Raw genomic sequence first — 26,533 nt, forward strand, 5'->3', positions numbered from 1 at the left:
ATGGTACTGCAGGGGGGACCCTGTGGGAGAGTAGGACGCCGCCGAACAATCATTCCAGAGAAGCCCTGACCGGTCACCGGTCAGGGCTTCTTTGCGTTGCCCCCGAATTTACCGGGTTCACCGGTCTAGCGGTTTAACGGTTTGCAGCGCGAGCTTGCACCCGAAATGCGAGGCCGGCCGGGGTCGTGCCGGGGTGGTGCTAGGTCCACCCCGGAATCGGGGTGGGACGGCCAGTGCCGTCGACGGCAGGTGCAGGCAACACTGGCGTAGGACAACCGGTATCGGCATCAGGAGTATCCGTGGCAGCAGTGAGTCGAACGAGTGGCTCGGCGGTGCGCGCCCAGACCGAGGCGGCCATCGCCTCGAGCGTCCGGGCTCTGGGTCGGCTGGCGCTCCTGGTGCTGGGCGCCGTGCCGGCCACCGTGATGCCGGTCTTCGCGGCCCTCTTCAGCGGGGCGGCGGTCGCCTCGGCCCTGGAGTACTACTATCCGGCGACGCTCATGGCGGTGCTGGCGGCCTCGGCGACGGGACTGACGGTGGCCGGACTCTTCGTGCGCCGGGTCGCCCGGCGGACGCGCTCCCGGCTGGAGCGCTGGTACGGCGTCCGGCTGCCCGTCGCGTACAGCCCCCGGCCGGCCCTGGAGGCGGACGAGCGCGGGCACTGGTGGACCGGGTACTCCTACCACCGCTCCCAGACCGTCGCGCGGCTCTCGCAGCTGCTGCACTGGGGCGCCCGGGACGGGGCGACCCGGTCCGAGGTCCTCTGGATGCTGGTCAACCCGGTCGTGGTGGTGGCCCTGGCGGGGCCGTCGGCCGCGCTGCTGGCGGGCGGTGCGGCCTACGCGCTCTCGGCTCCGGTGGACTACCGGACGTACGGCGTCATCGACTCGGGCGCCGTGGCGATCCTGCTCTCGGTGGTGCTGGGGCTGGCCCTGATGGCCCTCGGCGTGATGATCGCGCCGTTCGCGATGCGCGCCTACGTGGAGCTGGCCCGCCGGGTGCTGGACCGGGACGGCCGGTCCTCGCACGCCCAGCTGACCAGGCGGGTCGCGGAACTGACCGAGACCCGGGCGGACGCGGTCGGCGACCAGGCGGCCGAACTGCGGCGGATCGAGCGCGACCTGCACGACGGTGCCCAGGCCCGGCTGGTGGCGATCGGCATGACCCTGGGGACCATCGAGCACCTGATGGACAGCGACCCGACGGCCGCGCGTGAACTGCTCTCCGAGGCGCGGCAGTCCTCGGCCCGGGCGCTCCAGGAGCTGCGCGACCTGGTCCGCGGCATCCACCCGCCGGTGCTCGCCGAGCGCGGGCTGGGCGACGCCGTCCGGGCGCTGGCGCTGGACAGCGCGCTGCCGACCGAGGTGTGCGTGAGCCTGCCGGACCGCCCGGCGGCCCCGGTCGAGGCCGCCGTCTACTTCAGCATCTGCGAACTGCTGGCCAACGCGGCCAAGCACTCGGGCGCGGAGCAGGTCTGGGTCGACATCCTCCACCGGGCCGGCACGCTGCGGATCACGGTGACGGACGACGGTGCCGGAGTGGCGGACCCCACCCGTGGGACGGGGCTGCGCGGGATCGAGCGGCGATTGGGTACCTTCGACGGTGTCCTCGCCATCGACAGCACGTCGGGCGGTCCGACCACCATCACCCTGGAGCTGCCGTGCGAGTTGTCCTCGCCGAGGATCTCTACCTCCTTCGCGAAGGCCTGATCCGGCTGCTGGAGGCGCACGGCTTCACCATCGCCGCCGCGGTCGAGACCGGCCCGGAACTGCAGGAGGCGCTGCTGACACACCGTCCGGACGTGGCCGTGGTCGACGTCCGGCTGCCGCCGACGCTCACCGACGAGGGTCTGCAGGCCGCGCTCCAGGCGCGGCGGGAGATCCCGGGCCTGCCCGTGCTGGTGCTGTCGCAGCACGTCCAGCAGCTCTACGCGCGGGAGCTGCTGGCGGACGGCACCGGCGGGATCGGGTACCTGCTCAAGGACCGGGTGTTCAACGCCGACCAGTTCATCGACGCGGTGCGGCGGGTGGCGGCCGGCGGTACGGCGATGGACCCGGACGTGATCGCGAAGCTGATGCAGAGCACCGCCCGCCGCCCCGGCCCGCTCCAGCGGCTGTCGCCGCGCGAGCGCGAGGTCCTGGAGCTGATGGCGGAGGGCTGCTCGAACTCGGCGATCGCGGCCCGGCTGGTGGTGAGCGACGGCGCGGTCGCCAAACACATTGCCAATATCTTCACCAAGCTCGAACTCGCCCCCGCCGAGGACGCGAACCGCCGGGTGCAGGCGGTACTGGCCTACCTCAACGGGACCGCGCAGAAGGTCGGTTGACCCGCCGTCGGGTGCCCGCCCGGCCCCGGTCCGGGCGGCCTCCGGGCCGCGGACCGAGGGCGGCGGACCGCCTGGTCCGGGCACCTGTGAAGGCCGTGCGGTGACAGCCCGGGCTGCGAGAACGCTGAAACAGGTGTACGAGTAAACTCCGATGGGCCGAGCCCGGAGGTCGCTCAGCCGTCCGGCGCCCCGACAAGCGGGAACCGGCAGCCGAGGCAGCGTACGGCAGCAGCCGACATCCAGGGGTTGATAGACGTAATGGCACGCCCATCACTCACCAAGGCCCATCGCGGCCTGCTCGGCCTGGTCGCGGCCGGCGCCTTCCTGATCTCGGCCATCGGCTTCGCGGGTTCGTACAACGCGGTGCGGGACCTCGCCGTCGAGAAGGGCTTCGGTGCCTTCTCCTACGCCTTCCCGATCGGCGTGGACGCGGGCATCGTCGTCCTGCTGGCGCTGGACCTGGTGCTGACCTGGCTGCGGATCCCCTTTCCGCTGCTGCGGCAGACCGCCTGGCTGCTGACGGTCGCCACCATCGCCTTCAACGCGGCGGCGTCCTGGGGCGACCCGCTCGGGATGGGCATGCACGCGGTCATCCCGGTGCTCTTCGTGGTGGTCGTCGAGGCCTCCCGGCACGCCGTCGGCCGGATCGCCGCGATCACGGCGGACCGGCACATGGAGTCGGTGCGGATGATGCGCTGGCTGCTGTCCCCGGTGCCGACCTTCCGGCTCTGGCGGCGGATGAAGCTCTGGGAGCTGCGCTCCTACGACGAGGTCGTCCGGCTGGAGCAGAACCGCCTGGTGTACCGGGCGCAACTGCGCTTCCGCTACGGGCGCGGCTGGCGGCGCTCGGCGCCGATCCAGGCGCTGCTGCCGCTGAAGCTGGCCAAGTACGGCGTGCCGCTGGACCCCGCGGTGCTGGACCGGTTGGACGAGGCGGAGGCGTCCCGGGCGGCCGCCGAGCTGCGGAAGGCCGATGCCGCGGCGGCGATAGCGCCGACCGGCGGGGAGACGGCCGCCGCGGTGGCCCAGCCCGCATTCGCCCAGCCCGCATTCGCCCAGCCCGTGGCCGTCCAGGCCGTGTCCGGCCAGCCGGTCCAGTCGGCCCCGGCGCAGTCCGTACCGGTTCCGTTCGCGCCGGTGCAGTTCGAACCGGCCCAGCCCGCGCCCGCGGCGGTCGCCCCCGATGTGGCGGTGCCGATGCTGGCCAAGCTCGCCGCGGTGCGCCGCCGCGCCGAGCACGAGCCGGCGGGCGCCGCCGAGCAGGTTCCGCCGGCACTCCACGAGGAGCTGAACGTCTGGACCGAGCGGCCGGTGCGGACCGTCGGCCAGCAGGACGACGGCGCCGGCCGGGTTTCGGGCCAGGCCTCGCCGTGGTTCAAGCCGCCGCGGGTGACCACCGCGCCGCCGGCCCCCGTCGCCGCCGCGACTGCTGCCACCGCGTCCGCGCCCGCCGCCGCGCAGGCCCCGCTGCCCGTTCCGCCGTCCCGCGAGGAGTCGTACGCCGACCAGGCCGCGGAGTCCGGTCGGCTGGAGGAGCCCGCAGACCAGGGGGTGGCGGATGTGCCGGAGGCACCGGCGCGGGCGCGTCTGGACGCCGACCTCTGCTTCGAGGCGCTGGTGAGCTACATCGACACCTTCGACCACCAGCCGGACCCGCAGCGCCTCGCCGCCTGGCTGACCAAGGAGTACGGCATGGCCGGCACCCTCTCGGACGGCTCGGTGAACCCGAAGGACGTCGCCGAGCTCTTCCCGGAGCTGCGCGACCGCTACGTCTCCGCCGGAAGGGACTGACCCACCGGGGCCGTTCGGCCCGTCCACCGCTCGGTCGGCCATTGACGCCCGATCCCGGCGGGGTTACCTTCGCCTCAACAAATTGTTGAAGCGCTGGTCCGGCACGGACCGGCACGGCGCGGAGGAGTACGGATGTCGCAGGTCGAGGCGGACGGCAGCGGACCGACGGGCGGAGCCGCGTTCTCAGGCGCCGCCCGTGCCGCGGTGGACGCGCTCCTCGCGCCGGTCGACGCCGACCTGGCCCGCCGCTACCCCGGCGACTCCGGCACCCGCCAGCCGGTCCACACCGTCTACGTGCCGGCCGACGCCTTCGCCGCAGACACCGTCCGCGAGTGGGGCCGGCAGGCACTGGAGGCCTTCGACACCCACGCCGCCACCCCGGCCGAGCTGGCCCGCGCGCTCGGCGTGGCGGACGACGCGCTGCTCGCCGACGTGCACGCCCGGGTCCGCGCCAAGCTGGAGCGCGAGCCGGTCGAGGACCTGCGGATCGACTTCGAGGACGGCTACGGACCGCGCCCCGACGCCGAGGAGGACGCGGCCGCCGTCCGGGCCGCCGAGCTGGTCGCCGCCGCGGTGGCCGACGGCACCGCACCGCCGTACATCGGCATCCGGATCAAGTGCATGGAGGCGGCGGTCCGCGACCGCGGCATCCGCACCCTGGAGCTCTTCCTGGCGACCCTGCTGGCGGCCGGCGGGCTGCCCGAGGGCCTGGTGCTCACCCTGCCCAAGGTGACCTACGCGGAGCAGGTCACCGCCCTGGTCCGACTGCTGGAGGACTTCGAACGCGGCGCCGGGCTGCCGGCCGGGCGAATCGGCTTCGAGATCCAGATCGAGACCACCCAGGCCATCCTGGGGCCCGACGGCCGGGCCACCGTCGCCCGGATGATCGAGGCCGCCGAGAGCCGGGCCACCGGCCTGCACTACGGCACCTTCGACTACAGCGCCTCCTGCGGGGTCAGCGCGGCCTACCAGAGCATGGACCACCCGGTCGCCGACCACGCCAAGGCGGTCATGCAGGTGGCCGCGGCCGGCACCGGTGTCCGCCTCTCCGACGGCTCCACCAACGTCATCCCGACCGGCTCCACCGAGCAGGTGCACGCCGCCTGGAAGCTGCACCACGACCTGGTCCGCCGCTCGCTGGCCCGCGCCTACTACCAGGGCTGGGACATGCACCCGGCGCACCTGCCGACCCGCTACGCCGCCGTCTACGCCTTCTACCGGGAGGGGCTGGAGGCCGCCGCCGCCCGGCTGGCCGCGTATGTCGCCAAGGCGGGCGGCGACGTGATGGACGAGCCCGCGACCGCCCGGGCGCTCAGCGGCTACGTGCTGCGCGGGCTGGACTGCGGGGCCGTCGACCCGGCCGAGGTGACCGGGCTGACCGGCCTGGACCGCGCACAGCTGGACGCGCTGGCCGGCCGTTGACCGAGGGTTAGGCTGGCGGGGCCGGGACGGATCGTCCCGGCCCCGCCAGCCTTCGCCGTCCTCCCGGGAGAACCGCCGCGCCATGTCCGCCACGCCGGAGCCGACCCCCAGGCAGTACCTCACCATCCGGCGCGCGGGTGACCATGAGATCGAGATCAAGAAGTCCCGGTTCATCTGCCACCTCGCGCGGGTCGCCGACGAGGAGGAGGCGCAGGCCTTCATCGCGGGCATCCGCAAGCAGTACTGGGACGCCCGGCACAACTGCACCGCCTTCGTGGTCGGCGACGAGCAGCGCCGCGAGCGCTCCAGCGACGACGGCGAGCCGGGCGGCACGGCCGGCGTCCCGATGCTGGAGGTGCTGCGCCGGCGCGGGCTGACCGACACGGCGGCCGTGGTGACGAGGTACTTCGGCGGGATCAAGCTCGGCGCCGGCGGCCTGGTGCGGGCGTACGGGAGCGCGGTCTCCGAGGCACTGGACCAGGTCGGGCTGGTGGAGCGGCGGCCGGTGGCCCTGCTCGCCGTGACGGCCGACCACACCCGGGCCGGGCGGGTCGAGAACGACCTGCGGGCGGCCGGGTACACGGTGAGCGACCTGGCGTACCAGGCGGCCGGGGTGCGGATCGAGGTCGGGGTGCCGGAGCCCGAGGTGGCGGCCTTCCACACCTGGCTGGCCGAGGCGACCGGCGGTACCGCGGTTGCCGTGGCGGCCGGGCGGACGTACGTCGAGGTGCCGGTCTGAGCGGTGCCCGGGCCGGCATCGCGCACCGGCCCGGGGGTTTCGGACATTCTTTCGGACAGTTCGGCGCCCAGCCGTGTCGGCGGCCCGCCGCGGCTGCCTAGCCTGGGCCGACCACCGACCAGGAAGCCGAGCCGCGATGCCCGTCGTCCAGACCATCACCCTGTCCCCGGGGGCCGACACCGGCTGGCACTACCACCCGGGCCGGGTCGACGTGGTGGTGCTCTCCGGGACGCTGACGCGCACCCTGCACGACGGCCGGGTGGAGGTCAGCCGGGCCGGGGACTCGCTGGTCGAGGAGGCCGGGCCGGTGCACGTCCACATCGGCCGCAACCTGGGCGCCGTACCGGTGGTGCTGATCGCCTCCTACGACAGCCCGGCGGGCTGCCCGCTGGCAGTGCCGGTGGCGGAACCGGCGTGGAGCCGGGCCGCGGCGGCGCCGGTCGCGGCGACCACCGAGCCGTCGGGGCGGCCGCGGGACGCCGCGAGACGCCCGGCCGCGACCACGGGCGCGCCCCCGGCGGCGTCCTATGCAGATGGCGGCCCGCCAGGGCGCCCGGCTTGAGCAGATTCACTCGAACGAATTGACGTGGCCCGGAGTTGGAACTTCCGCTCCGGGCCACGGCGTTTCCTGGGCAAGGATCCGGCCGAACCGGACGAATAACCCATCGATGGAGGACGACAGACCCCACCCCGCACCACGGAGGTATGCGCATGACCTCAGACCGCTACCCGTCGCCCGCCCACGCCGGCCTACCCGGCCCCCGTGGCCCCGCGACGCCTTATCGGATGACCGTCACCACGGCGCTTCCGCACGTCGACGCCGTCGCCCTGGCCGATCAGCGGCTCGGCGCCTGGCTGAAACAGGAGGGCTGCGAGGAGCCCCCGCCCGGGCCTGCGGAGCCCCTCGGCCCCGACGCCCCGGCCGAGCGCCTGCGGCTCGGCGACCGCGTCCTGCTCGACCGCGACCAGGGCCCGCTGCGCGGCGGCCCCGGCTCCGGCCGCTACGACCGCCGCCGACTGCGCGCCCCGGCCCCGCACGGCACCCACCAGCTCACCCTCACCATAGCGACCGGCACCGAGGGCCCCACCTGGGTCCGGCTGGAGGCCGAGACGCACACCACAGGCAGCGGCGTACGGACCCCTTGCCGGGTCCCGGTGCCCGAGCTCGCCCGCACCCTGCTGCCGCTGCTCGACGCCACCGACGGGCCCGCCGCCGTCCACCTCGCGCCGCGCGTCCTCACCGCCGGCGAGGTCGACGGCCTGATCGACGAGCTCTGCGACCCGGAGCGCCGGCTGCCCACCGTGGTCGCCAGCGTCCCGGTCCACCTCGGGCTGGACGAGTGGGTCGCCGAGGTCGTCCGCCCGCTCTGCCAGCAGCTGCCCGGCCTCGCCACCGCCTACGTCCTGGACCCGGGGGCCCGCACGGAGTTCAACGTCGCGCTGGAGTACCACAGCGTCTACGGCGGCGCCGTCCGCACCTACCTGCCCGAGGTCGACCCGGCCTCCCGGCAGGACGGCGTCCGGCACCCGGTGCTGGCCCGCCACCGGATCGAGGAGGACATCCGCCGCGCGGCCGGGCTGCTGGCCCGCGAGCCGCGCCGGATCGCCGCCGAGCAGCCGCTGCCCCCGACGCTCGCCGCCGTGCCCGTCCTGCGGGTGCCCTCGCCCCGGCCCCGCGCCGGTACCGGTCCGGCCGACGAGGACCGGGCCGAGCTGGCGGCGCGCGCCCACGAGGAGCAGCAGGACCACGCCGAGCAGCAGGCCAGGGCCGACGAGCTGGAGCGGGTCCGGCTCAGTCTGCGCCGCTCGCGCCGCCGCGGGCACCGGCTTCAGGCCCCCGGCGAGGAGCCGGGCGCCGGGCTGCGCCGTGCCGGTACCCAGGCCCGCGGGCCGGCCAACCGGCTCTGCTCAGGCCCCGGCGCGGCCGGGCCCTCGGCCGCGGCCGACCGAAGCGACCGAAGCGGTCGCGGCGGCCTGAGTGGCGCGGGTGTCCTGGGTGACCAGGGTGACCGCACCGCGGAGGGCGCCGACGGACAGCCCGAAACCCCTGACACCTTCACCGAACTGATGACCAGGCTGGGCGAGTTCCCGCTGCTCACCTTCACCGGGGACCAGAAGAACGCGCTCGCCCTCGACGAGCTGCAGTGCGCCGGTGCGGGCTGGGCCAGGCTCACCTGGGACGGCCTGACCGCCCTTCAGGAGTACGCCGAGGCGGCGGTCCGCGGCGAGGCCGGCGGCGACTTCAAACAGTGGTGCGAGCGCACCCCGGCCGGCTGCCACCGCTTCCCGCCCCGCAAGGCCGTACGCGGCGAGTCCCAGACGGTGTTCAGCCACACCAAGTGGAAGCGCGAGCGGATGCTGCCGGTACCGGAGTGCGTGGACGCCTCCCGGCGCGCGTTCATGGGGGCGCACCTGCGGATCGGCGGCGGCCGTACGGCGCCCAGGCTGCACTACCTCGACGACTGCTCGGGCAGTGGCCGGATCTATGTCGGCTACATCGGCCTGCACCTGACCAACACCCGGACCAACTGAGAGGCTTGGCTGACCGGTGCGCCCGTTCGGTGGACAATGTCCGGCAGGGGCGGGCCGCGCGGTCGCCCGCCGCCCCGGGCAGGCGCCGGACGACCATGGGGGAACGACCACCGATGCAGTACTCAGCAGACGGCCAGCCCGACGGTACTGCCACGGTCCCCCAACCGGGCTTCCTGGCCTCGGTCTTCCGAGACCTCGGCGCGGACGGGCCGGAGAGCGGGCCGGCGGCCGGGCCGGGCGGAGAGCGGGACGGCGGTCCGGGTGACGGCCCGTCCGACCAGGGCGGGGACGAGTCGGTCGCGGCCCACGCCCGGGCCGCCGCGCTGACCCACCACCGCACGGTCACCGTCCAGGCCGAGCACGAACGGCTCGCCGGCCTGCTGCGCCGGGCGGCGCTGCCGGTCTCCGCCATGGACTTCGAGAGCCAGCTGCGCCACTACGAGCCGCGCCCCTACACGGTGGACGGCGCCGAGCCGGACGAGGGGGAGGCCGAACCGCGCTGGGCGGACTACGCACCCGCCGAGCCGCCCGTCGCCGACCCGGACGCCCCGCCGTCCCGTCGGCTGCTGGACTCCGGCTACCAGCGCGAGCTGGCCAAGGCCCGGCTGACCCACCAGCGGGCCCTGCGGGAGTGGCGCACCCGGCAGGCGGAGAGCGCCGACTCGGCCGTGGACGAGTCCCGGCGCGTCCACGAGGAGGCCGAGCACGCCCGGGCGCGCGCGGTCCAGGAGTACAACCAGAGCCTTGAGGAGTGCCGACGGGCGTACCGGCTGGCGGAGCCCGCGGCCGTGGAGTCGCTGCTGGAGCGGGCCCTGGCCGCCGCCGAGACCGCCACCCAGGACCTGCCCGCACCCTGCCGGGCCGTCTTCCGCCCGCTCACCCGGACCACCGTGCTCGACCTCGACCTGCCCCCGCTGGACGTGGTGCCCTCCCTGACCGGCTACCGGCTCGGCCCGGACGGCGACATCCTGCCGGTGCCGCGGCCCCCGGCCGACCGGGCCACCGACTACCTGCGGCTGGTCGCCCGCCTCGCGCTGCGCGCACTGCAGGCCGCCGACGCGGTGGACACCGACCAGATACTGGCCGGGGTGGTGCTCAACGGCTGGCTGCGCGAGCCGGGCGCCGAGCCGCTCTGCCTGGTCAGCGTCGACGCCGACCGGGACGCCCTGGCCCGGACCAGGCTGCTGCCGCCCGCCGCCCCCTACGAGGAGCACGACGGCGAAGGCGTCTACGCGGACTCCGAACAGGACGAGGCCCTGGTCCGGCTGCGCCAACTCGACGCCGCCGTCACCCCCGACCCGTACGCCCGGGCCGGCGTCGAGCCCGCGGCCATGGCCGGCGCCGCGGTGCCCGCGGCGCCGGACCTCTCGGCGAACGAGTTCGCGCAGCTGGTCCGCGAGCTGCTCACCCGGGGCGGACTGGCCCAGTGGAGCGTGCGGCTGCGCGGCCCGGCCGGACTGGTCGCCACCGGGGAGGGCCCGCCGGGCAGCGCACTGCCCGGGCGCTGGGTGGTCTGGGCCTCCCGGGGCGAGGAACCGGTGGCGGAGGAGGAGATCCGGACACTGGCGGAGGCCGTCCGGGAGGAGGCCGCCGAACGGGGCCTGCGGCTGACCACCGGCCGGTTCACCGAGGCCGCCCTCGACCTGACCGGCGAGGACGGCCACCAGCACATCCACCTGGTCGACGGCGACGGCGTCCGCGAACTCGCCCACAGCCACCTGGGCCAGTCCCTCGCCGCCGGCCTCTGAGCAGGTCCGGGAGCAGGTCCACCGCGGGGGCCACCCGCTCCGCTCCGGCAGCCGGTCCGCGGGGGTCACCCCGACGGACCGTTCGGCGGGCGCGGCGGCGGGGGCGGCCTGAGGCTGGGGGCGCGGGGTCCGGTGCGGCCGGGGCCCGGCCGGGTGGCGGCGTCGCGGGCAGCGGCCCGCACGGGCGCCCGGCACCGGTCGGTGCCCGGCCCGGTGACGGGTGGGACACGGGGGAGGCGGGATGGGCAGACCGCCCGGTACGGGGGAGGTTCGGTGACCGCGATCCTGGTCGCCCTCGGGGCGTTCCTGATGACGCTGGTCGGCGGCTACGTCGCCCAGCACACCGGCGACCGGCGCCACCTGGTGCTCGGCTTCGCCGCCGGGCTGATGCTGGGCGTGGTCGCCTTCGACCTGCTGCCGGAGGCGCTGCACCAGGCGCCCGACGAGATCCACGGCGTCCCGCAGGCGCTGCTGATGTTCGCGGCCGGGTTCCTGGCCATCCACATCGTGGAGCGGGCGGTCGCCATCCACCGCGGCCACGAGGGCGAGTACGCCGAACACACCCACGGCCACCGGCCCGCCCACGGCCATGCGCACGGCCACGTCCACGAGCGGCGGGACGGCCAGCAGGGCATCGGGCTGACGGCCGCCCTGGCGCTGGTCGGCCACAGCGTGATGGACGGCTTCGCGATCGGCGCGGCCTTCCAGGCCGGCGGCACGGTCGGCACGGTGGTCGCCATCGCCGTGGTCGCCCACGACTTCGCCGACGGCTTCAACACCTACACGATCACCCGGCTGTACGGGAACGACCGGCGTCGGGCGCTGACCCTGCTGGCGGCGGACGCGCTCGCCCCGGTGACCGGCGCCGGGATCACCCTGCTGTTCACCATCCCCGAGCACCTGCTCGGGCTCTACCTCGGGTTCTTCGCCGGCTTCCTGCTCTACCTGGCGACCTCCGACATCCTCCCCGAGGCGCACAGCCCGCACCCCTCGCGCACCACACTGCTCTGCACGCTCGCCGGGGTGGGCTTCATGTGGCTGGTGATCGGCTTCGCCGGTTAGGACCGGTGATCGGCTTCGCCGGATAGGAGTGGTCCGGCCGAGGGCCGTCCGTCGATCAGTCCCCGCCGAGCACCGCCCACCGCGCGCGCATCGCGGCCAGCGCCTCGGTGATCGCCGGACGGCGCGAGGCCTGGGTGCGCCAGAGCGCGAACACCCGCCGGGTGGGCTCCGGCACCACCGGCCGCGCCACCACCCCGGGCGGCAGCGCGCCCCGGCCCAGCCGCGGCACCAGGCCCACCCCCAGACCGGCCTCGATCAGCGCGATCTGGGTCTCGAACTCGCCCACCTGGTAGAGCACATCGGGCTCCTCGCCGGCCTCGCGCATCGTCCGGACCAGCCAGTCGTGGCAGATGTTGCCCGGCGGGACGCTGATCCAGCGCTGACCGCAGAGCCGCCCGACCGGCACCGCGGCGAGCGCGGCCAACGGGTGCTCGGCGCGCAGCAGCAGGTCCACCGGATCCTCGCCGAGGTCGGCCCGGGACAGCCCCTCCTGCACCGGCAGCGGGACGGTCGGCCAGTCCTGGACCAGCGCCAGGTCCACCTCGCCCCGGGCCACCAGCTCGGCCGCCGGGTACGGGTCGCTCTCCAGCAGCCGGACGTCCAGCTCCGGGCAGCGCACCCGCAGGTCGGCCAGCACACCCGGCAGCAGTCCGCGCGCGCCGGTGGCGAAGGCGGCCACCAGCAGCCGTCCGACCGCGTGGCCGCGCTGCTCCTCCAGCCGCACCTCGGCCTGCTCCACCAGCCCGAGCACCGCCTGCGCGGTGGCGGCCAGTTCGCGTGCCGCGTCGGTCAGCGCCACCCCGCGGCCCTGGCGCTCCAGCAGCACCGTCCGGGTCTCGCGCTCCAGTTTGGCGATCTGCTGGGAGACCGCCGACGGCGTGAAACCGAGCGAGGCCGCCGCCCCGCCGACCGAACCGTGCACGGCCACCGCGTGCAGCGCCCGCAGGCGCCCCAGATCCATCATGCAGCAATGCTAAACCGTGAGGTTCAGAACTCATCGCTGGTGCTACACGGTAGGCTCCGGCCATGCTCGGGGGATGACCGCAGCACCCGCCGCCCCGAGCGGCACCATGAGTCCGCGTCACATCGCCCTGGCCGTCCTGGTGGCGGCCGTCTGGGGCCTCAACTTCGTCCTCATCCACGTCGGACTGCAGAACTTCCCGCCGCTGCTGTTCTGCGCCCTGCGGTTCGCGGTCGTCGCCGTCCCCGCGGTCTTCTTCGTCGGCCCGCCCAGGGTCGCCTGGCGGTGGGTGCTCGCGGTCGGCACGGTGCTCGGGGTGGTCAAGTTCGGCCTGCTCTTCCTCGGCATGCACGCCGGGATGCCGGCCGGGCTCTCCTCCCTGGTCCTGCAGGGCCAGGCCGTCTTCACCGCGCTGTTCGCCGCCGTCCTGCTGCGCGAGCGCCCCGGCGGCCGACGGCTCGCCGGCCTGGCGATCGCCTTCGCCGGGATCGGGCTGAGCGCCGTGGACCACGGGCTCGGCGGCCCGCTCGGGGGGTTCGTCCTGGTCGTCCTCGCCGCCGTGGCCTGGGGGCTGTCCAACGTGCTGACCCGCCGGGCCGCGCCGCCCGACGCGCTGCGCTGGATGGTCTGGGTCAGCGCCGTCCCGCCGCTGCCGCTGCTCGGGCTCTCGCTGCTGGTCGAGGGACCGGCCGCCGACCTGGCGGCGCTGCGCGCCCTCACCCCGGCGGGCCTGGGCGCGATCGCCTACGTCGGGCTGGTCTCCACCCTGTTCGGCTTCGTGGCCTGGAGCCACCTGCTGCGCCGCTACGACGCCACCGCCGTGGCGCCCTACTCGCTGCTGGTCCCGGTCTTCGGGATGTCCTCGGCCTGGCTGCTGCTCGGCGAGCGGTTCGGCCCGCCGGCCGCCGTCGCCGCACTGCTGGTGGTGGTCGGGATCGGGATCACCGCGCTGCGCCCGGGGGCGCTGTCCGGCGCGGCGGCCTGGCGGCCCCGTAGGCGGCCTCGGCGGACCGCAGCACTCGCAGCAGCACGTCCTGGTCGGCCGGGCTGACCTGGCCGAAGTACTCCTGGGCGACCTCGTGCCGGACCTGCCCGATCCGCTCCACCGCCGAGCGCCCGGCCTCGGTCAGCACGATCCGCACGGCCCGCCGGTCGGCCGGATCCGGGGTGCGCTCGACCAGGCCCGCCTCCTCCAACGCGTCGACCACGGTGGTGGCCGAGCGGGGGGCGATGTGCAGCCGGTCGGCGAGGTCGCTCAGCCGCATCGCCCGGCCCGGGAGCTCGCAGCCGGGCGCGTGCGCGAGGGCGCGCAGGGCGCGGCCCTGGCCGGGGGTGATGCCGTAGGGCTCCAGTCGCTCGCCGGTGCGGCGCCGGATCCGCTTGATCGCCCGGGTCATCGCGTCGGCGAGCTCGGCGGTGGTGTCCTGGGGTGCGGCCGGCGGCGACCCGGGTGAATCCGAGGCGTCGACGGGGCCGGAGGGGGAGGAGCCCGCCGCGTCGTCGGTCGGCGTGGTGGTCATGGGCGGCTCTCCTCGGCAGGCGTTCGACCAAGGGTATCGGCCGGTCCGGCGGCCGGGGCGGGGCCCGGCCTGGGGCCTCGCCAAGAGGTCGGGAACGGGTCCGTCGAGGGCGTCCGGCGGTGCCGGACCGAAACTTGTTGAGCCAGGCTCACTATCCGGGTAGCGTAGATCCAAGTGAGGGTGCCCTAAGCCCTCCCTGACCATGGAGGGCCCGTGCCCCGCTCAGAAGCCCGCGTCGCCACCGACCGTTCCGCCCGCTACGCCAAGCAGCTCGCCGCCCACATGGGCCGCAAGATCGAGGCCGACTGGTCCGAGGAGACCGGCCGCGGCACCCTGGTCTTCGGCGCCGGTACCGCCACCCTGGAGGCCGCCCCCGACGCGCTGCTGCTCGCCGTCGAGGGGGAGACGGAGAACCTGCCCGGCCTGGAGGACGTGGTCGGCCGCCACCTGGTCCGCTTCGGCGCCCGCGACGAACTGGTCGTCGAGTGGCGCCGCGACAACGGAGAGCCCGGCCTGGTGCACCGCAACGAGGAGCCCGCCGAAGGCTAGGCGCGGTCCGACGGGCCGTCGGGCGCGCTCCGGGGTCGCCCGTGCGGCAGCCACCGGACGAGGGCCCAGAGCACCAGGCCGCCCAGGCACCAGCTGGCCACCACGTCCAGCAGCCAGTGGTAGTCGCTCCAGACCAGCCCCAGCCCCACGCCGGCGGCGAGCAGCGCGGCGGCCGCGTCCAGCCGCCACCAGGCGCGGGCGCCGAGGGTGCGGCCCACCAGCAGCGCGGCGACGCCGTACGACAGGGTCGCGGTCGCGGTGTGCCCCGACGGGTACCAGCCCCACTGGTCCGGGGCCAGCGGCGCCCCGAACGGTCCGGGCCGCGCGAACCAGGCCTTCGCCGGCACCACCAGCAGCGGGATCAGTCCCGCGGTGAGCACCGCCACCGCCACCGGCGACCACCAGCGCCGCACCCCCGCCCGGTACGACCGCCAGGCGGCCAGCGCGCCCCCGGCCAGCAGCACCGGGACGGCGGGGACGGAACCGCCGAGGTCCGACAGCGCCGCGCCGAGGTGGTTGAGCAGGGTGCTGTGCAGCCCGTGCCGACTCTCCCGGACGGCGTGCCGGGTCCAGCGGTCCAGACCGAGCAGCGGACCGTCCGCGGCCACCTGCCAGGACACCACCACCAGCACCGCGACCAGCAGGAGCGGCAACGCGGGCGAGGCCGCGAACCGGCCGACCACGCGAGGTAGCCGCCCCGGAGCAGGGGGGAGAGCTCCGGGGCGGCTGTGATGATCGCCGTTCCGTGCGCCCCGGGGGGTGTGGGTCGGACGGTCGGTCGATCGGCCTTCGGTGTGTGCCACCGCTCTCGCAGGGGCCTGGTTGTCCTCGCGGCCGCCGTGCGGACCCGCCGGTGGGGGCGGTGCCGCGGACGGATCCGCCAATGGCTGGGGCTCGCTGTCCATCTGTCATGACACTACGTCAACGGCTTTGCCGCACCGAGCGGCTTCAGCGATTCCGCACAGCATCTTCACCGCCCGGCGGACGCCCTCCCCGGCGGCCCGCACACACGGCCGACCGGGCCCGCGCACAACCGAACGGCCCGTGGAGACCAAGGTCTCCACGGGCCGTTCAGCGCTGTCCGGACATCCCTCCGGCGGGTGTGTCGCCCTTCGGGCGCCGTCGGATCAGACGGCGGCGAAGGCGTTCTCCAGGATGTCGAGGCCCTCGTTCAGGAGGTGCTCCGGCATGACCAGCGGGGGCAGGAAGCGCAGCACGTTGCCGTAGGTGCCGGCGGTCAGCACCACCAGGCCCTCGGCGTGGCAGGCCTTGGCGATGGCCGCGGTGGCCTCCGCGTTCGGCTCCTTGCCGCCGGCCTTGACCAGCTCGACGGCGATCATGGCGCCGCGGCCGCGGACCTCGCCGATGCGCACCGAGTCGTGGTCGGCGAACTTCTCCTGCAGCGTCCGCAGGCGGCCCAGCATGATCTCGCCGATCCGCTGCGCCTTGCCGTTGAGGTCCTGCTCCTTCATGGTCTCGATGGCGCCCAGCGCGGCCGCACAGGCCACCGGGTTGCCGCCGTAGGTGCCGCCCAGGCCGCCCGCGTGCGCGGCGTCCATGATCTCGGCGCGACCGGTCACCGCGGCCAGCGGCAGACCGCCGGCGATGCCCTTGGCGGTGGTGATCAGGTCCGGCACGACGCCCTCGTCGTCACAGGCGAACCACTGGCCGGTGCGGCAGAAGCCGGTCTGGATCTCGTCCGCGACGAACACGATCCCGTTGGCCTTCGCGTACTCCACGATCGCCGGCAGGAAGCCCTTGGCCGGCTCGATGAAGCCGCCCTCGCCCTGGATCGGCTCGATGATGATCGCGGCGACGTTCTCGGCGCCGATCTGCTTGTTGATGATGTCGATCGCCTGCGCGGCGGCCTCGGCGGCGCAGTTCTCCGCACCGGTCAGCCAGCGGTACGGGTACGCGACCGGCACGCGGTGGATGTCCGGGGCGAACGGACCGAAGCCCTGCTTGTACGGCATGTTCTTCGCCGTCAGGCCCATGGTGAGGTTGGTGCGGCCGTGGTAGCCGTGGTCGAAGACCACGACGGCGGTGCGCTTGGTGTAGGCGCGGGCGATCTTCACCGCGTTCTCGACGGCCTCGGCACCGGAGTTGAACAGCGCGGTGCGCTTGTCGTGGTCGCCCGGGGTCAGCTCGTTGAGCTGCTCGGCCACGGCCACGTAACCCTCGTACGGGGTCACCATGAAGCAGGTGTGGGTGAAGGCGGCCAGCTGCTCGGTCGCCTTGGCCACCACGGCCTCGGCGCTGTTGCCGACGTTGGTCACGGCGATGCCGGAACCGAAGTCGATCAGCGAGTTGCCGTCCACGTCCTCCAGCACGCCGCCGTTGGCGCGGGACACGTACACCGGCAGGGTGGTGCCGACGCCGGCCGCCACCGCACCCAGCTTGCGGGCCTGCAGCTCCTGCGACTTCGGACCGGGGATCGCGGTGACCAGGCGGCGCTCCTGCGGGAGCGGCGTTGCGGCGCTCATGGGGTTTCTCCAGACTCTTCGGCTCGGTGCTTCGCAGGCTACGGCCGCCCTCCCCGGCCGGGCATGCGCCACTCGGTAGCACTGGGCCGTCCGACTTGTCCGGGGCGGCCAGCGCAGGTGATGCGACTACCCGCAGGCTCCGCTCCACTACATTGAGCGCGGGCGTGTCGCCGGTGCGGCGGCATGGGTATGGCGGGACCGACGACGGTCGGGCCGGGCGGGCGAGGGAGCGGGGCCGTACATGGGACTGGACGGGGCACGGGAACACGGCGAGCGGACCACCGCCACACCCCCTACAACCATGCCCCACCAAGTTCCCCGGCACCCTGCCGGGCCTGGCGCCGCCCCCGCGTTCGACCTCCCCGCCTGGGTCGCCGCCCCCCGCCCGGACGCGGCCCCCGGGGTCTACCGCCAGGGCTACCGGCAGATCGACCCCGACCGCGCCGAGGACGCCAAGGTCCCCACCTGGCCCCTCCTCCTGCGGGCGGGGCTGAATGTGGTGGCGGCAGTGCTGGCGTACGAGTACGGCGCCGTCGTGGTCATGTACATCATGGAGCTGCTGGGCCTGTTCGAGGGGCTCTCGGATTCGCAGTTCAACATCATCCAGTTGCTGGTCCATCCGGTCATCTGGGTCTCCGCTCTGGTCTTCTTCGGGCGGATGGGGCGATGGCTGGAGGTGTGGCGCCGGTACCTCTCGCCTGGCGGATGGCGGAAGAACGTGGCGCCGGTTCTTGCCCGTACGGTCACCTACGACGGGAAGGCTTCGGTCAAGCCTGCTGCCAAGCCGGGTAAGCCCAAGGTGTCAGAGCCCGTGTTCGACCCCTGGGGGGCGTTGCGGCGGGGTGGGGCGGCCGTGGCGGCGGGGCGGCTGGACGCGGAGGCGGTCGGGGACGTCGACTACGTGCGGATCCAGCAGGCCTGGCAGTCGGCGCAGGCGGACCAGGTGTTCGTGCCGGCGTTCGTGGAACAGGTGACGGCGCGCGGGGCCGCGGCCTTCGCGCACCCCTCGGAGGTGCGGGAGCTGCCCGGACGGGCGGACCGGCACGACCTGCTGCTGCGCCAGGTGCGCCTCGGCACCACCCAGGACGTGCCGAAGAACCCGCTGACGCACCGCGCCGCCGGCTTCGCCCTGGACCCGGCCCTGCTCGGCACCTCGCTGCTGGCGGTCGGCCCGGCCGGGACGGGCAAGTCCGCCCGGCTGGCCCGCCCGGTGGCCGAGGCGCTCTGCCTGCAGGCGCTGGCCGGGACGGCGTGCGCGGTGGTGATCGGGGCGGCGGACGCCGACCTCGGCCCGGACGCCTGGTACGACGTGGTGATCGCCCCCGGTGACACCCGCTCGGCGTACGGCCTGGACCTGTACGGCGCGGCGCAGGACCCGGACGAGGCGGCCGCCCGGCTGGCCGAGGCGCTGCTGCCGGACGAGCTGACGGCCCGCGCGGAGAGCGCCCGGACGGCGCTCCAGCAGGTGGTCGGGCCGTTCCACGCCGCCAACGGCCGCTACCCGGGGGTGCGCGAGCTGCGGGCGCTGCTCGGCGGCGAACCGGAGGCCCTGGAGGCGCTGGTGAAGGCGCTGCGCGCGGCGGGCCGGCTGGGCGCGTACGAGCGGGACCTGGACCACCGCGAGCGCCAGCGCGGCCGGGCGGACGACCCGGGGGCGCTGCTGGCCGACCGGCTGGCGCTGCTGGACCGGCCCGCCTTCGAGGGGGCGTTCGCGACCGACGGCACGGGCCGCCCGCCGTTCGCGATGCGGGTGCTGGACCACCCGCTGCGGGTCCGGGTGAAGCTGCCCGAGCGCAGCCACCCGGAGGCGGCGCGGATGCTGTCGCGCCTGGTGGTGGGCCAGTTCGTGCAGGCGGCGGCGGCCCGCGAGGACCGCTCGCTGTTCGCCGGCCTGGTGGTGGACGACGCCTCGGCGGCGCTGGACCCCCACATCGTCCGCGGGCTGCAGCGGATGCGCGGGGCCCACGCGGGCGCCGTCCTGCTGCTGCGCACCCTGGTGGACCTGCCGGAGGCGCTGCGGGCGCCGCTGTTCGGCGCGGTCGGCTGCCGGATGGCCTTCCCGGGGATCGCACCGTGGGACGGGCGGCTGTTCTCCGAGGCCTGGGGCACCCACCTGGTCAGCGAGACGGCCGTGACGCACGCCCCGGACACCTCGGGCGGCGTCCTGCGCCGGGCCGGGCGGCTCGGCCGCAAGGCGCTCTCCGGCACCACGGCGCAGACCGAGTCCGTGACCACCCGCGAGGTGGAGCGGCTGCGCTGGTCGTCCTCGGACCTGGCGCACGCGCTGCCGGCCGGGCACGCGGTGGTGTCGCTGACGGCGGTCTCCGGCGAGCAGGTGCCGCCGCTCCTGGTGGACCTGCGCGAGGAGCGGCCCGCGCAGGCGTAGCGACGGCGGCCTGCGTGTGGGCAATGGACGACCGGGACGCGCCCTATCGCCGCCGAGGTGGATTCGGCAGTGCCCGTTGTCCGGAGCGTCCATAATGAAAGGGAGAGACCCTCACCACCCCCTCAGCCCTCTCCTCGCCCGGCCGCAATGGCGCGGCCAGGTCGTTTCCCCCCGAAGGTGCCATGCCTCCCACACTCGCCTCCGTCGTCCGCAACACCTCGCTCCATCTGACGGTCCTCGCCGGCGCGGACCACCTGGAGCGGCCGGTCCGCTGGGTGCACACCAGCGAGCTGGACGACCCGACGCCGTTCCTCGAGGGCGGCGAGCTGCTGCTCACCACCGGCATCAAGCTGGGCCGCACCGCCAACCGGCTCCAGGCGTACGTGCACCGGCTGGCCGACGCGGGCGTGGTGGGGCTGGGCCTCGGCGTCGGCCTCTCGCACACCGAGGTGCCGCAGCCGCTGGTGGACGCGGCCGCCCAGCGCGGGCTGCCGCTGCTGCGGGTGCCGGAGCCGACGCCGTTCATCGCGATCAGCAAGGTGGTCTCCGCGGCGCTAGCCGCGGAGCAGTACGAGGCGGTGACCACCAGCTTCGAGGCGCAGGAGGAGCTGACCCGGGCGGCGCTCGGCAAGGACGGCACCACCGCCGTGGTCCGCCGGCTGGCGGCCCGGCTGGGCGGTTGGGCGGCGCTGTACGACGGCTCCGGCGCGCTCTCCGTGGTGGCCCCGGACTGGGCCGCCCGCCGGGCGGGCCGGCTCGCCGCCGAGGTGGACCGGCTGCGCCGCCGCCCGGCACCGTCGAGCGCCGCGCTGCAGGGCCGTTCGCCGGGGATAGACACCGCGGACGAGGACTACGTGGTGGTCCAGTCGCTGGGTGCGGACCGGCGGGCCCGGGGCTTCCTCGCGGTCGGCACCGAGGACCGGATCACCCCGACCGAGCGGTACGTGCTGAACGCGGCGGTGGCGCTGCTGACCCTCACCCTGGAGCGCTCGCGCGAGCTGCGCCAGGCCGAGGAGCGGATGGGCGCGGCGCTGCTGCGGATGGTGCTGGCCGGCGAGGTGGCGACCGCCCGGTTGGTGGCGGCCGGACTCTTCGGCGGCCTGCCGGAGGGCACCATACGGGTCCTGGTGGCCGGGGCCGGCCAGGGCGTGGACGCCGCCGAGTCGCTCGGCGAGCTGGGCGACCGGGCCGAGCAGGCCGGTGCCCGGGTCGGCGAGAAGCTGCTGGTGGCGCGCGAGGAGGGGGCCCACGGGCCGCGGCTGATGGTGCTGGCGCTGGACAACGGCGCCGTGCACCGGGCCTGCCTCGGCGCGGTGGAGGAGCACGAGGGCCTGTCGCTGGGCGTCTCGGCGCCGGCCGCGCTGGAGGAGTCGGGCACCGCCTACGCCCAGGCCGAGCGGGCGCTCGCGGTGGCCCTGCGGGGCGGTCGCCGTTCGGTGGACCACGAGGAGGTCGGCGCGGGTTCGCTGCTGCCGCTGCTCGGGGAGGAGGCCGTGACGGCGTTCGCGGAGGGGCTGCTGCGCCCGCTGCGGGAGCACGACCGCACCGCGCGCGGCGATCTGGTGGCCTCGCTGCGGGCCTGGCTGTCCCGGCACGGGCAGTGGGACGCGGCCGCCGCCGACCTGGGCGTGCACCGGCACACCCTGCGCTACCGGATGCGGCGGGTCGAGGAGCTGCTCGGGCGGTCCCTGGACGACACGGACGTCCGGATGGAGCTCTGGCTGGCGCTGCGCTCCGGCGAGGAGTAGCGCCCCGGGGCCGGACCGGGCCTGGACGGGATGGAGTGACGGCGAGGGCGAACGCTACTTCGCGGCCAATCCGGTCGGCGCGCCGCCGCCCCTACCCTCGGGTTCAGGCTCCCACGGTCGTGGGGCCGTGAGACGACGAGGAGAGGGCCGGTACCACCGTGACCACCACGTACGAGTTCTGGCTGGCCGGCCGCCGGGCGAGCGGCGACGCCGACTTCGAGGTGCACAACAGCTGGGACGGCCGTCTGGTCGGCAAGGTCAGCGTTCCGACCGAGGCCCAGGTCGAGGAGGCGCTGGACGCCGCCGTCGCCGCCCTGCCGGTGTTCGCCGCGACCCCCGCGCACGTGCGCGCCGCCGCGCTGGACCACGTGGCCAAGCGGCTGGCCGAGCGCACCGAGGAGATCGCCCAGCTGATCACCGCCGAGAACGGCAAGCCGATCAAGTGGGCCCGCGGCGAGGTCGGCCGCGCCGTCTCCGTCTTCCGCTGGGCGGCCGAGGAGGCCCGCCGCACCAACGGCGAGACCATGCGGCTGGACACCGACCCGGGCGGCGTGGGCCGCTTCGCGGTGGTGCGCAGGTTCCCGCGCGGCGTGGTGCTGGGCATCGCCCCGTTCAACTTCCCGCTGAACCTGGTCGCCCACAAGGTCGCCCCGGCGATCGCGGTCGGCGCCCCGATCATCCTCAAGCCGGCTCCGGCCACCCCGCTCTCCGCGATGGTGCTGGGCGAGATCCTGGCCGAGACCGACCTGCCGGCCGGCTCCTGGAGCGTCCTGCCGGTGCCGAACGACCGGATGCCCGCCCTGGTGCAGGACCCGCGCCTGCCGGTGATCTCCTTCACCGGTTCGGACAAGGTCGGCTACCAGATCATGGACTCGGTGCCGCGCAAGCACACCACCCTGGAGCTCGGCGGCAACGCCGCCGCCGTGGTGCTCGCCGACTGGTCCTCCGAGGCCGACCTGGACTGGGCCGCTACCCGGATCGCGATGTTCGCCAACTACCAGGGCGGCCAGTCCTGCATCTCGGTGCAGCGCGTGATCGCCGACGCGTCCGTCTACGACGCGCTGGTGGAGAAGGTCGTGGCCAAGGTGCGGGCGCAGGTCACCGGCGACCCCAACGACGACGCCACCGACGTCGGCCCGCTGGTCGACGAGAACGCCGCCCGGCGGGTGGAGTCCTGGGTGGAGGACGCGGTCGCCAAGGGCGCCAAGGTGCTCACCGGCGGCACCCGCGAGGGCGCGACCTACGCCCCGACCGTGCTGGCCGAGCTGCCCGCCGACGCGATCCTGGCCAAGGCCGAGGTGTTCGGCCCGGTCATGTCGCTGCACCGGGTGGACGGCACCGACGAGGCCTTCGCCGCCGTCAACGACTCCGCCTTCGGTCTGCAGGTCGGCGTGTTCACCCGTGACCTGCAGACCGCCTTCCGGGCCCACCGGGAGCTGGAGGTCGGCGGTGTGATCATCGGTGACGCGCCGTCCTACCGCGCCGACCAGATGCCGTACGGCGGCGTCAAGGACTCCGGCGTCGGCCGCGAGGGCGTCAAGTACGCGATGGACGACTACACCGTCGAGAAGGTCCTGGTCCTCACCGGCCTCGACCTCTGACGGACGTCCGAAGGGCCCGGCACCACCGCGGTACGCGGTGGTGCCGGGCCCTTCGGCGTTCCAGCCGGGTCTCAGTAGTGCCCGGCGGCCGCCGCGACCGCCTCCGCCACCGCGGCGTCGCCGGCGACCAGCTCCAGGGTCTGCCCGGCCGTGCCGGGTTCGTGGAGCAGCGCGGCCAGCACGTCGGCCACGTCGGCCCGGGGGATCCGGCCGCGGCCGACCGAGGGGGCGAGCCGGACCAGGCCGGTGGCCGGGCCGTCGGTGAGCGCGCCGGGCCGGAGCACCGTCCAGTCCAGCGCGGTACGGGCCCGCACCGCGTCGTCGGCCGCGCCCTTGGCCCGCAGATAGGTCTCGAAGACGGGGTCGGCGGGGTACACCGCCCCGGCGTCGGCGCCCATCGAGGAGACGATCAGGTAGCGCCGCACCCCGGCCAGTTCGGCCGCGTCGGCGAGCAGGACGGCGCCGTCGCGGTCGACGGTGTTCTTGCGCGCCGCGCTGCTGCCCGGCCCGGCGCCGGCCGCGAAGACGACCGCGTCGGCGCCGACGAGCAGCCGGGCGAGTTCGGCGGCGCTGGCGGACTCCAGGTCGAGCAGCAGCGGCTCGGCCCCGGCGTCCGCCAGGTCGGCGGCCTGTTCGGCGCGGCGGATGATCCCGGCGGGCCGGTCGCCCCGGTCGGCGAGCAGCCGCTCCAGTCGGAGCGCGATCTGTCCGTGGCCCCCTGCGATGACGGTGCGCATGGCTCCGACCGTAACCGCGGTGGCGCCCGGCGTCCTGTGGAGGCGGTCGGCAGGACACAATGGGGCCCATGACTTCGCTCGCCCACCCGCAGCTCGGCTTCACCCCCGTGGTGAAGGACCCTTCGGCCCCCCGGGAGCTGGTGATCCTCGGTTCGACCGGCTCGATCGGCACCCAGGCCATCGACGTGGTGCGCCGCAATCCGGACCGGTTCCGGGTGGTCGCCGTGTCGGCGGCCGGCGGCCGGGTGGACCTGCTGGCCGAGCAGGCCCTGGAGCTGGGCGTGCACACCGTGGCGGTCGCGGACCCGGCCGCCGAGCCGGCGCTGCGCGAGGCGCTGGCCGCGAAGGCCGTCGGCCGTCCGCTGCCCGCCGTGCTGGCCGGTCCGCACGCGGCGACCGAGCTGGCCTCGCTGGAGTGCCACTCGGTGCTGAACGGCATCACCGGCTCGATCGGCCTGGCGCCGACGCTGGCCGCGCTGAAGGCCGGCCGGGTGCTGGTGCTGGCCAACAAGGAGTCGCTGATCGTCGGCGGCCCGCTGGTGAAGGCGGTGGCCCGGCCCGGCCAGATCGTGCCGGTGGACTCCGAGCACGCCGCGCTGTTCCAGGCGCTGGCCGGCGGGACCCGCGGCGAGGTCCGCAAGCTGGTGGTCACCGCCAGCGGCGGCCCGTTCCGCACCCGGAGCCGGGAGCAGCTGGCCGGGGTCACCCCCTCGGACGCGCTGGCGCACCCGACCTGGGCGATGGGCCCGGTGGTGACGATCAACTCGGCCACCCTGGTGAACAAGGGCCTGGAGGTCATCGAGGCGCACCTGCTGTACGACGTGCCGTTCGACCGGATCGAGGTCGTGGTCCATCCGCAGTCGGTGGTGCACTCGATGGTGGAGTTCACCGACGGTTCGACCCTGGCGCAGGCCAGCCCGCCGGACATGCGGATGCCGATCGCGCTGGGCCTGGGCTGGCCGGAGCGGGTCCCGGACGCGGCGCCGGCCTGCGACTGGACCAAGGCCGCCACCTGGGAGTTCTTCCCGCTGGACAACGAGGCCTTCCCCGCGGTGGAGCTGGCCCGCGAGGTGGGCTCGCTGGGCGGCACCGCTCCGGCGGTCTTCAACGCGGCCAACGAGGAGTGCGTGGAGGCCTTCCTGAACGGGCGCCTCGCCTTCACCGCGATCGTGGACACTGTTGCCAAGGTCGTGGCCGAGCACGGACAGTACGGGGGCGGACGGGCCGGCGCGGGAACTTCCCTGACGGTCGAGGACGTCCTGCACGCGGAGGACTGGGCCCGCGCCCGGGCCCGCGAGCTGGCGGCGGGCTGACGGCTCCGGCCGCGGTAAGACAAGAAGACGAGCGGAGTGGCATGACGGAGGACCAGCGGTGGCAACGGTTTTGACGGTGGTCGGCATCCTGGTCTTCGCGGTCGGGCTGCTGATCTCGATCGCCTGGCACGAGCTCGGCCACCTTTCGACGGCCAAGCTGTTCGGCATCAGGGTGCCGCAGTACATGGTCGGGTTCGGCCCGACCGTCTGGTCCCGCCGCAAGGGCGAGACCGAGTACGGCATCAAGGCGATCCCGCTGGGCGGGTACATCCGGATGATCGGGATGTTCCCGCCCGGTGAGGACGGGCGGATCACCAAGCGGAGCAGCTCGCCCTGGCGCACCATGATCGAGGACGCCCGGGAGGCCTCCTACGAGGAGCTCCAGGACGGCGACGACGACCGGCTCTTCTACACCCGCAAGCCGTGGAAGCGCGTCATCGTGATGTTCGCCGGCCCGTTCATGAACCTGGTCCTGGCCTTCGGGCTGTTCCTGACGGTGATGATGGGCTTCGGCGTCTCGATGGCGGTGCCGACCATCGGCACCGTCTCGCAGTGCATCGTCAAGGCCGGCCAGCCGACCGACAGCTGCCCGGCGGACGCGCCGCAGACCCCGGCGGCCAAGGCCGGGCTGAAGCCCGGCGACAAGGTGGTCTCCTTCGACGGCGACCGGATCCACGGCTACGAGCAGCTCCAGGCGGACATCCGCAGGTCGGCGGGGAAGACCGTGCCGATCGTGGTCCAGCGCGACGGGCAGCAGCTCACCCTGAACCCGACCATCGCCGTCAACGACGTCCAGAAGTACGGCGACAACGGCATCCCGCTCAAGGGCCAGACCGTGCAGGCCGGCTTCCTCGGCTTCACGCCGACCAGTGGTGTCGTCCAGTTGGGCTTCGGGCAATCACTCGACCGGATGTACGACATGGCGGAGGGCGGCGTGAAGTCGCTGATCGCCCTGCCGGGCAAGATCCCCGGGCTGTGGCACTCGGTGGTGGACGGCACCCCGCGCGACGCGGACTCGCCGATCGGCATGGTCGGCGCGGCCCGGGTGAGCGGCGAGGTGTTCTCGCTCGACATCCCCGGCAGCCAGCGGATCGCGACCTTCGTGAACCTGCTGGCCGGGATCAACCTGTCGCTCTTCCTGTTCAACATGCTGCCGCTGCTGCCGCTGGACGGCGGCCACATCGCGGGCGCCGTCTGGGAGGGCGTCCGCCGCCGCTTCGCACAGCTGTTCAAGCGGCCCGACCCGGGCCCGTTCGACGTGGCCCGGCTGATGCCGCTGGCCTACGTGGTGGCCAGTGTCTTCATCGGATTCACCCTGCTTGTGCTGGTCGCGGACCTGGTGAACCCCGTCAAGATCAGCTAGTCGGACGGGTACGGCTGGTGTGCCCGGGGCCACCACCGTGCCGTACCGTTGGTGGCCGGGCGCGCGTTCATCGATGCGCCCGGCCCCGGCCGTTGTCAACGGGCCGGATCGACCGACACCTCAACCCCGGGGAACCCTGCGCACATGACCGCGATCTCGCTCGGTATTCCGTCCCTGCCGCTCAAGCCGCTCGCCAAGCGCCGTTACTCCCGGCAGATCATGGTCGGCAACGTGCCGGTCGGCGGCGACGCG

Annotated in this window: 21 protein-coding genes; 16 read left to right on the top strand and 5 right to left on the bottom strand. The window is 74.6% G+C overall.

Features of this window, described 5'->3' with window-relative positions:
• Window positions 1–308 precede the first annotated feature (308 nt).
• The 9 genes from ACIGZJ_RS36355 to ACIGZJ_RS36395 all read left to right on the top strand — a co-directional run bounded on the left by ACIGZJ_RS36355 (window position 309) and on the right by ACIGZJ_RS36395 (window position 11,620).
• Window positions 309–1,709, top strand: a complete 1,401-nt coding sequence (locus ACIGZJ_RS36355) for a sensor histidine kinase (protein ID WP_396461307.1) — start codon at window positions 309–311, stop codon at window positions 1,707–1,709.
• The gene (locus ACIGZJ_RS36360) at window positions 1,661–2,326 is read left to right on the top strand and encodes a LuxR C-terminal-related transcriptional regulator (RefSeq protein ID WP_396461308.1); all 666 of its coding nucleotides are present in this window, start codon (window positions 1,661–1,663) and stop codon (window positions 2,324–2,326) included. Before ACIGZJ_RS36355 ends, ACIGZJ_RS36360 begins: the two co-directional genes overlap by 49 nt.
• Before the next feature lie 258 nt (window positions 2,327–2,584).
• Complete coding sequence (locus tag ACIGZJ_RS36365; protein WP_396461309.1) at window positions 2,585–4,117, top strand: DUF2637 domain-containing protein; 1,533 nt, start codon at window positions 2,585–2,587, stop codon at window positions 4,115–4,117.
• A 132-nt stretch (window positions 4,118–4,249) separates the two neighbouring features.
• Complete coding sequence (locus tag ACIGZJ_RS36370; protein WP_396461310.1) at window positions 4,250–5,539, top strand: DUF6986 family protein; 1,290 nt, start codon at window positions 4,250–4,252, stop codon at window positions 5,537–5,539.
• Window positions 5,540–5,621: 82 nt separating this feature from the next.
• Window positions 5,622–6,278 carry a YigZ family protein gene (locus ACIGZJ_RS36375; RefSeq protein ID WP_396461311.1) on the top strand — a complete coding sequence of 219 codons (657 nt, stop codon included), beginning with the start codon at window positions 5,622–5,624 and terminating at the stop codon, window positions 6,276–6,278.
• Window positions 6,279–6,414: 136 nt separating this feature from the next.
• On the top strand, window positions 6,415–6,840 hold the full coding sequence (locus ACIGZJ_RS36380) for a cupin domain-containing protein (RefSeq protein WP_396461312.1): 426 nt from the start codon (window positions 6,415–6,417) through the stop codon (window positions 6,838–6,840).
• 224 nt (window positions 6,841–7,064) lie between these two features.
• Window positions 7,065–8,810 (top strand): hypothetical protein, encoded by a 1,746-nt coding sequence (locus ACIGZJ_RS36385; RefSeq protein WP_396461313.1) that lies wholly within the window; start codon window positions 7,065–7,067, stop codon window positions 8,808–8,810.
• A gap of 113 nt (window positions 8,811–8,923) precedes the next feature.
• On the top strand, window positions 8,924–10,558 hold the full coding sequence (locus tag ACIGZJ_RS36390) for a restriction endonuclease (protein ID WP_396461314.1): 1,635 nt from the start codon (window positions 8,924–8,926) through the stop codon (window positions 10,556–10,558).
• Window positions 10,559–10,867: 309 nt separating this feature from the next.
• Window positions 10,868–11,620, top strand: a complete 753-nt coding sequence (locus tag ACIGZJ_RS36395; RefSeq protein ID WP_396461324.1) for a ZIP family metal transporter — start codon at window positions 10,868–10,870, stop codon at window positions 11,618–11,620.
• A gap of 55 nt (window positions 11,621–11,675) precedes the next feature.
• Here ACIGZJ_RS36395 and ACIGZJ_RS36400 read toward each other — a convergent pair whose 3' ends face one another.
• Window positions 11,676–12,584, bottom strand: coding sequence for a LysR family transcriptional regulator (locus ACIGZJ_RS36400; protein WP_396461315.1), 909 nt, complete (start codon window positions 12,582–12,584; stop codon window positions 11,676–11,678).
• A gap of 106 nt (window positions 12,585–12,690) precedes the next feature.
• On the opposite strand from ACIGZJ_RS36400, the gene ACIGZJ_RS36405 reads away from it, so the two are divergent.
• Window positions 12,691–13,632: an EamA family transporter gene (locus ACIGZJ_RS36405; protein WP_396461325.1), complete on the top strand. Its 942-nt coding sequence runs from the start codon at window positions 12,691–12,693 to the stop codon at window positions 13,630–13,632.
• Here ACIGZJ_RS36405 and ACIGZJ_RS36410 read toward each other — a convergent pair.
• Complete coding sequence (locus tag ACIGZJ_RS36410; protein ID WP_396461316.1) at window positions 13,523–14,101, bottom strand: MarR family winged helix-turn-helix transcriptional regulator; 579 nt, start codon at window positions 14,099–14,101, stop codon at window positions 13,523–13,525. The two genes, ACIGZJ_RS36405 and ACIGZJ_RS36410, sit on opposite strands and share 110 nt — an antisense overlap.
• A gap of 213 nt (window positions 14,102–14,314) precedes the next feature.
• On the opposite strand from ACIGZJ_RS36410, the gene ACIGZJ_RS36415 reads away from it, so the two are divergent.
• The gene (locus ACIGZJ_RS36415) at window positions 14,315–14,650 is read left to right on the top strand and encodes a DUF2218 domain-containing protein (protein ID WP_392942200.1); all 336 of its coding nucleotides are present in this window, start codon (window positions 14,315–14,317) and stop codon (window positions 14,648–14,650) included.
• Here the strand turns inward: ACIGZJ_RS36415 and ACIGZJ_RS36420 are convergent.
• Window positions 14,647–15,333: a phosphatase PAP2 family protein gene (locus ACIGZJ_RS36420; RefSeq protein ID WP_396461317.1), complete on the bottom strand. Its 687-nt coding sequence runs from the start codon at window positions 15,331–15,333 to the stop codon at window positions 14,647–14,649. The two genes, ACIGZJ_RS36415 and ACIGZJ_RS36420, sit on opposite strands and share 4 nt — an antisense overlap.
• A gap of 444 nt (window positions 15,334–15,777) precedes the next feature.
• Window positions 15,778–17,133: a 4-aminobutyrate--2-oxoglutarate transaminase gene (gene gabT / locus ACIGZJ_RS36425; protein ID WP_396461318.1), complete on the bottom strand. Its 1,356-nt coding sequence runs from the start codon at window positions 17,131–17,133 to the stop codon at window positions 15,778–15,780.
• Window positions 17,134–17,434: 301 nt separating this feature from the next.
• Between gabT and ACIGZJ_RS36430 the strand changes: the two genes are divergently transcribed.
• The 3 genes from ACIGZJ_RS36430 (at window position 17,435) to ACIGZJ_RS36440 (ending at window position 22,868) form a co-directional block, all read left to right on the top strand.
• Window positions 17,435–19,519: an ATP-binding protein gene (locus tag ACIGZJ_RS36430; RefSeq protein ID WP_396461319.1), complete on the top strand. Its 2,085-nt coding sequence runs from the start codon at window positions 17,435–17,437 to the stop codon at window positions 19,517–19,519.
• Between the two features lie 182 nt (window positions 19,520–19,701).
• Window positions 19,702–21,267 (top strand): PucR family transcriptional regulator, encoded by a 1,566-nt coding sequence (locus ACIGZJ_RS36435; protein ID WP_396461320.1) that lies wholly within the window; start codon window positions 19,702–19,704, stop codon window positions 21,265–21,267.
• Window positions 21,268–21,425: 158 nt separating this feature from the next.
• Complete coding sequence (locus tag ACIGZJ_RS36440) at window positions 21,426–22,868, top strand: aldehyde dehydrogenase family protein (RefSeq protein WP_396461321.1); 1,443 nt, start codon at window positions 21,426–21,428, stop codon at window positions 22,866–22,868.
• Window positions 22,869–22,939: 71 nt separating this feature from the next.
• Here the strand turns inward: ACIGZJ_RS36440 and ACIGZJ_RS36445 are convergent, their stop codons facing one another.
• Window positions 22,940–23,605 carry an SDR family oxidoreductase gene (locus tag ACIGZJ_RS36445; RefSeq protein ID WP_396461322.1) on the bottom strand — a complete coding sequence of 222 codons (666 nt, stop codon included), beginning with the start codon at window positions 23,603–23,605 and terminating at the stop codon, window positions 22,940–22,942.
• 68 nt (window positions 23,606–23,673) lie between these two features.
• Between ACIGZJ_RS36445 and dxr the strand changes: the two genes are divergently transcribed.
• On the top strand, window positions 23,674–24,918 hold the full coding sequence (gene dxr / locus ACIGZJ_RS36450) for a 1-deoxy-D-xylulose-5-phosphate reductoisomerase (RefSeq protein ID WP_396461323.1): 1,245 nt from the start codon (window positions 23,674–23,676) through the stop codon (window positions 24,916–24,918).
• Between the two features lie 58 nt (window positions 24,919–24,976).
• A complete protein-coding gene (locus ACIGZJ_RS36455) occupies window positions 24,977–26,281 on the top strand; it encodes a M50 family metallopeptidase (RefSeq protein ID WP_392942222.1) in 1,305 nt (434 codons plus the stop codon).
• Window positions 26,282–26,533 lie beyond the last annotated feature (252 nt).

The sequence above is a fragment of the Kitasatospora sp. NPDC052868 genome (assembly GCF_044547105.1).
In the GTDB taxonomy this organism is placed as follows: Bacteria; Actinomycetota; Actinomycetes; order Streptomycetales; family Streptomycetaceae; genus Kitasatospora.

Bases quoted from the DNA above. Each gene is read 5' to 3' on its own strand.
- ACIGZJ_RS36365 (WP_396461309.1), top strand. From the start codon at position 2,585: ATGGCACGCCCATCACTCACCAAGGCCCATCGCGGCCTGCTCGGCCTG.
- ACIGZJ_RS36370 (WP_396461310.1), top strand. From the start codon at position 4,250: ATGTCGCAGGTCGAGGCGGACGGCAGCGGACCGACGGGCGGAGCCGCG.
- ACIGZJ_RS36375 (WP_396461311.1), top strand. From the start codon at position 5,622: ATGTCCGCCACGCCGGAGCCGACCCCCAGGCAGTACCTCACCATCCGG.
- ACIGZJ_RS36380 (WP_396461312.1), top strand. From the start codon at position 6,415: ATGCCCGTCGTCCAGACCATCACCCTGTCCCCGGGGGCCGACACCGGC.
- ACIGZJ_RS36385 (WP_396461313.1), top strand. From the start codon at position 7,065: ATGACCGTCACCACGGCGCTTCCGCACGTCGACGCCGTCGCCCTGGCC.
- ACIGZJ_RS36390 (WP_396461314.1), top strand. From the start codon at position 8,924: ATGCAGTACTCAGCAGACGGCCAGCCCGACGGTACTGCCACGGTCCCC.
- ACIGZJ_RS36395 (WP_396461324.1), top strand. From the start codon at position 10,868: ATGACGCTGGTCGGCGGCTACGTCGCCCAGCACACCGGCGACCGGCGC.
- ACIGZJ_RS36400 (WP_396461315.1), bottom strand. From the start codon at position 12,584: ATGATGGATCTGGGGCGCCTGCGGGCGCTGCACGCGGTGGCCGTGCAC.
- ACIGZJ_RS36405 (WP_396461325.1), top strand. From the start codon at position 12,691: ATGAGTCCGCGTCACATCGCCCTGGCCGTCCTGGTGGCGGCCGTCTGG.
- ACIGZJ_RS36410 (WP_396461316.1), bottom strand. From the start codon at position 14,101: ATGACCACCACGCCGACCGACGACGCGGCGGGCTCCTCCCCCTCCGGC.
- gabT (WP_396461318.1), bottom strand. From the start codon at position 17,133: ATGAGCGCCGCAACGCCGCTCCCGCAGGAGCGCCGCCTGGTCACCGCG.
- ACIGZJ_RS36430 (WP_396461319.1), top strand. From the start codon at position 17,435: ATGCCCCACCAAGTTCCCCGGCACCCTGCCGGGCCTGGCGCCGCCCCC.
- ACIGZJ_RS36435 (WP_396461320.1), top strand. From the start codon at position 19,702: ATGCCTCCCACACTCGCCTCCGTCGTCCGCAACACCTCGCTCCATCTG.
- ACIGZJ_RS36445 (WP_396461322.1), bottom strand. From the start codon at position 23,605: ATGCGCACCGTCATCGCAGGGGGCCACGGACAGATCGCGCTCCGACTG.
- dxr (WP_396461323.1), top strand. From the start codon at position 23,674: ATGACTTCGCTCGCCCACCCGCAGCTCGGCTTCACCCCCGTGGTGAAG.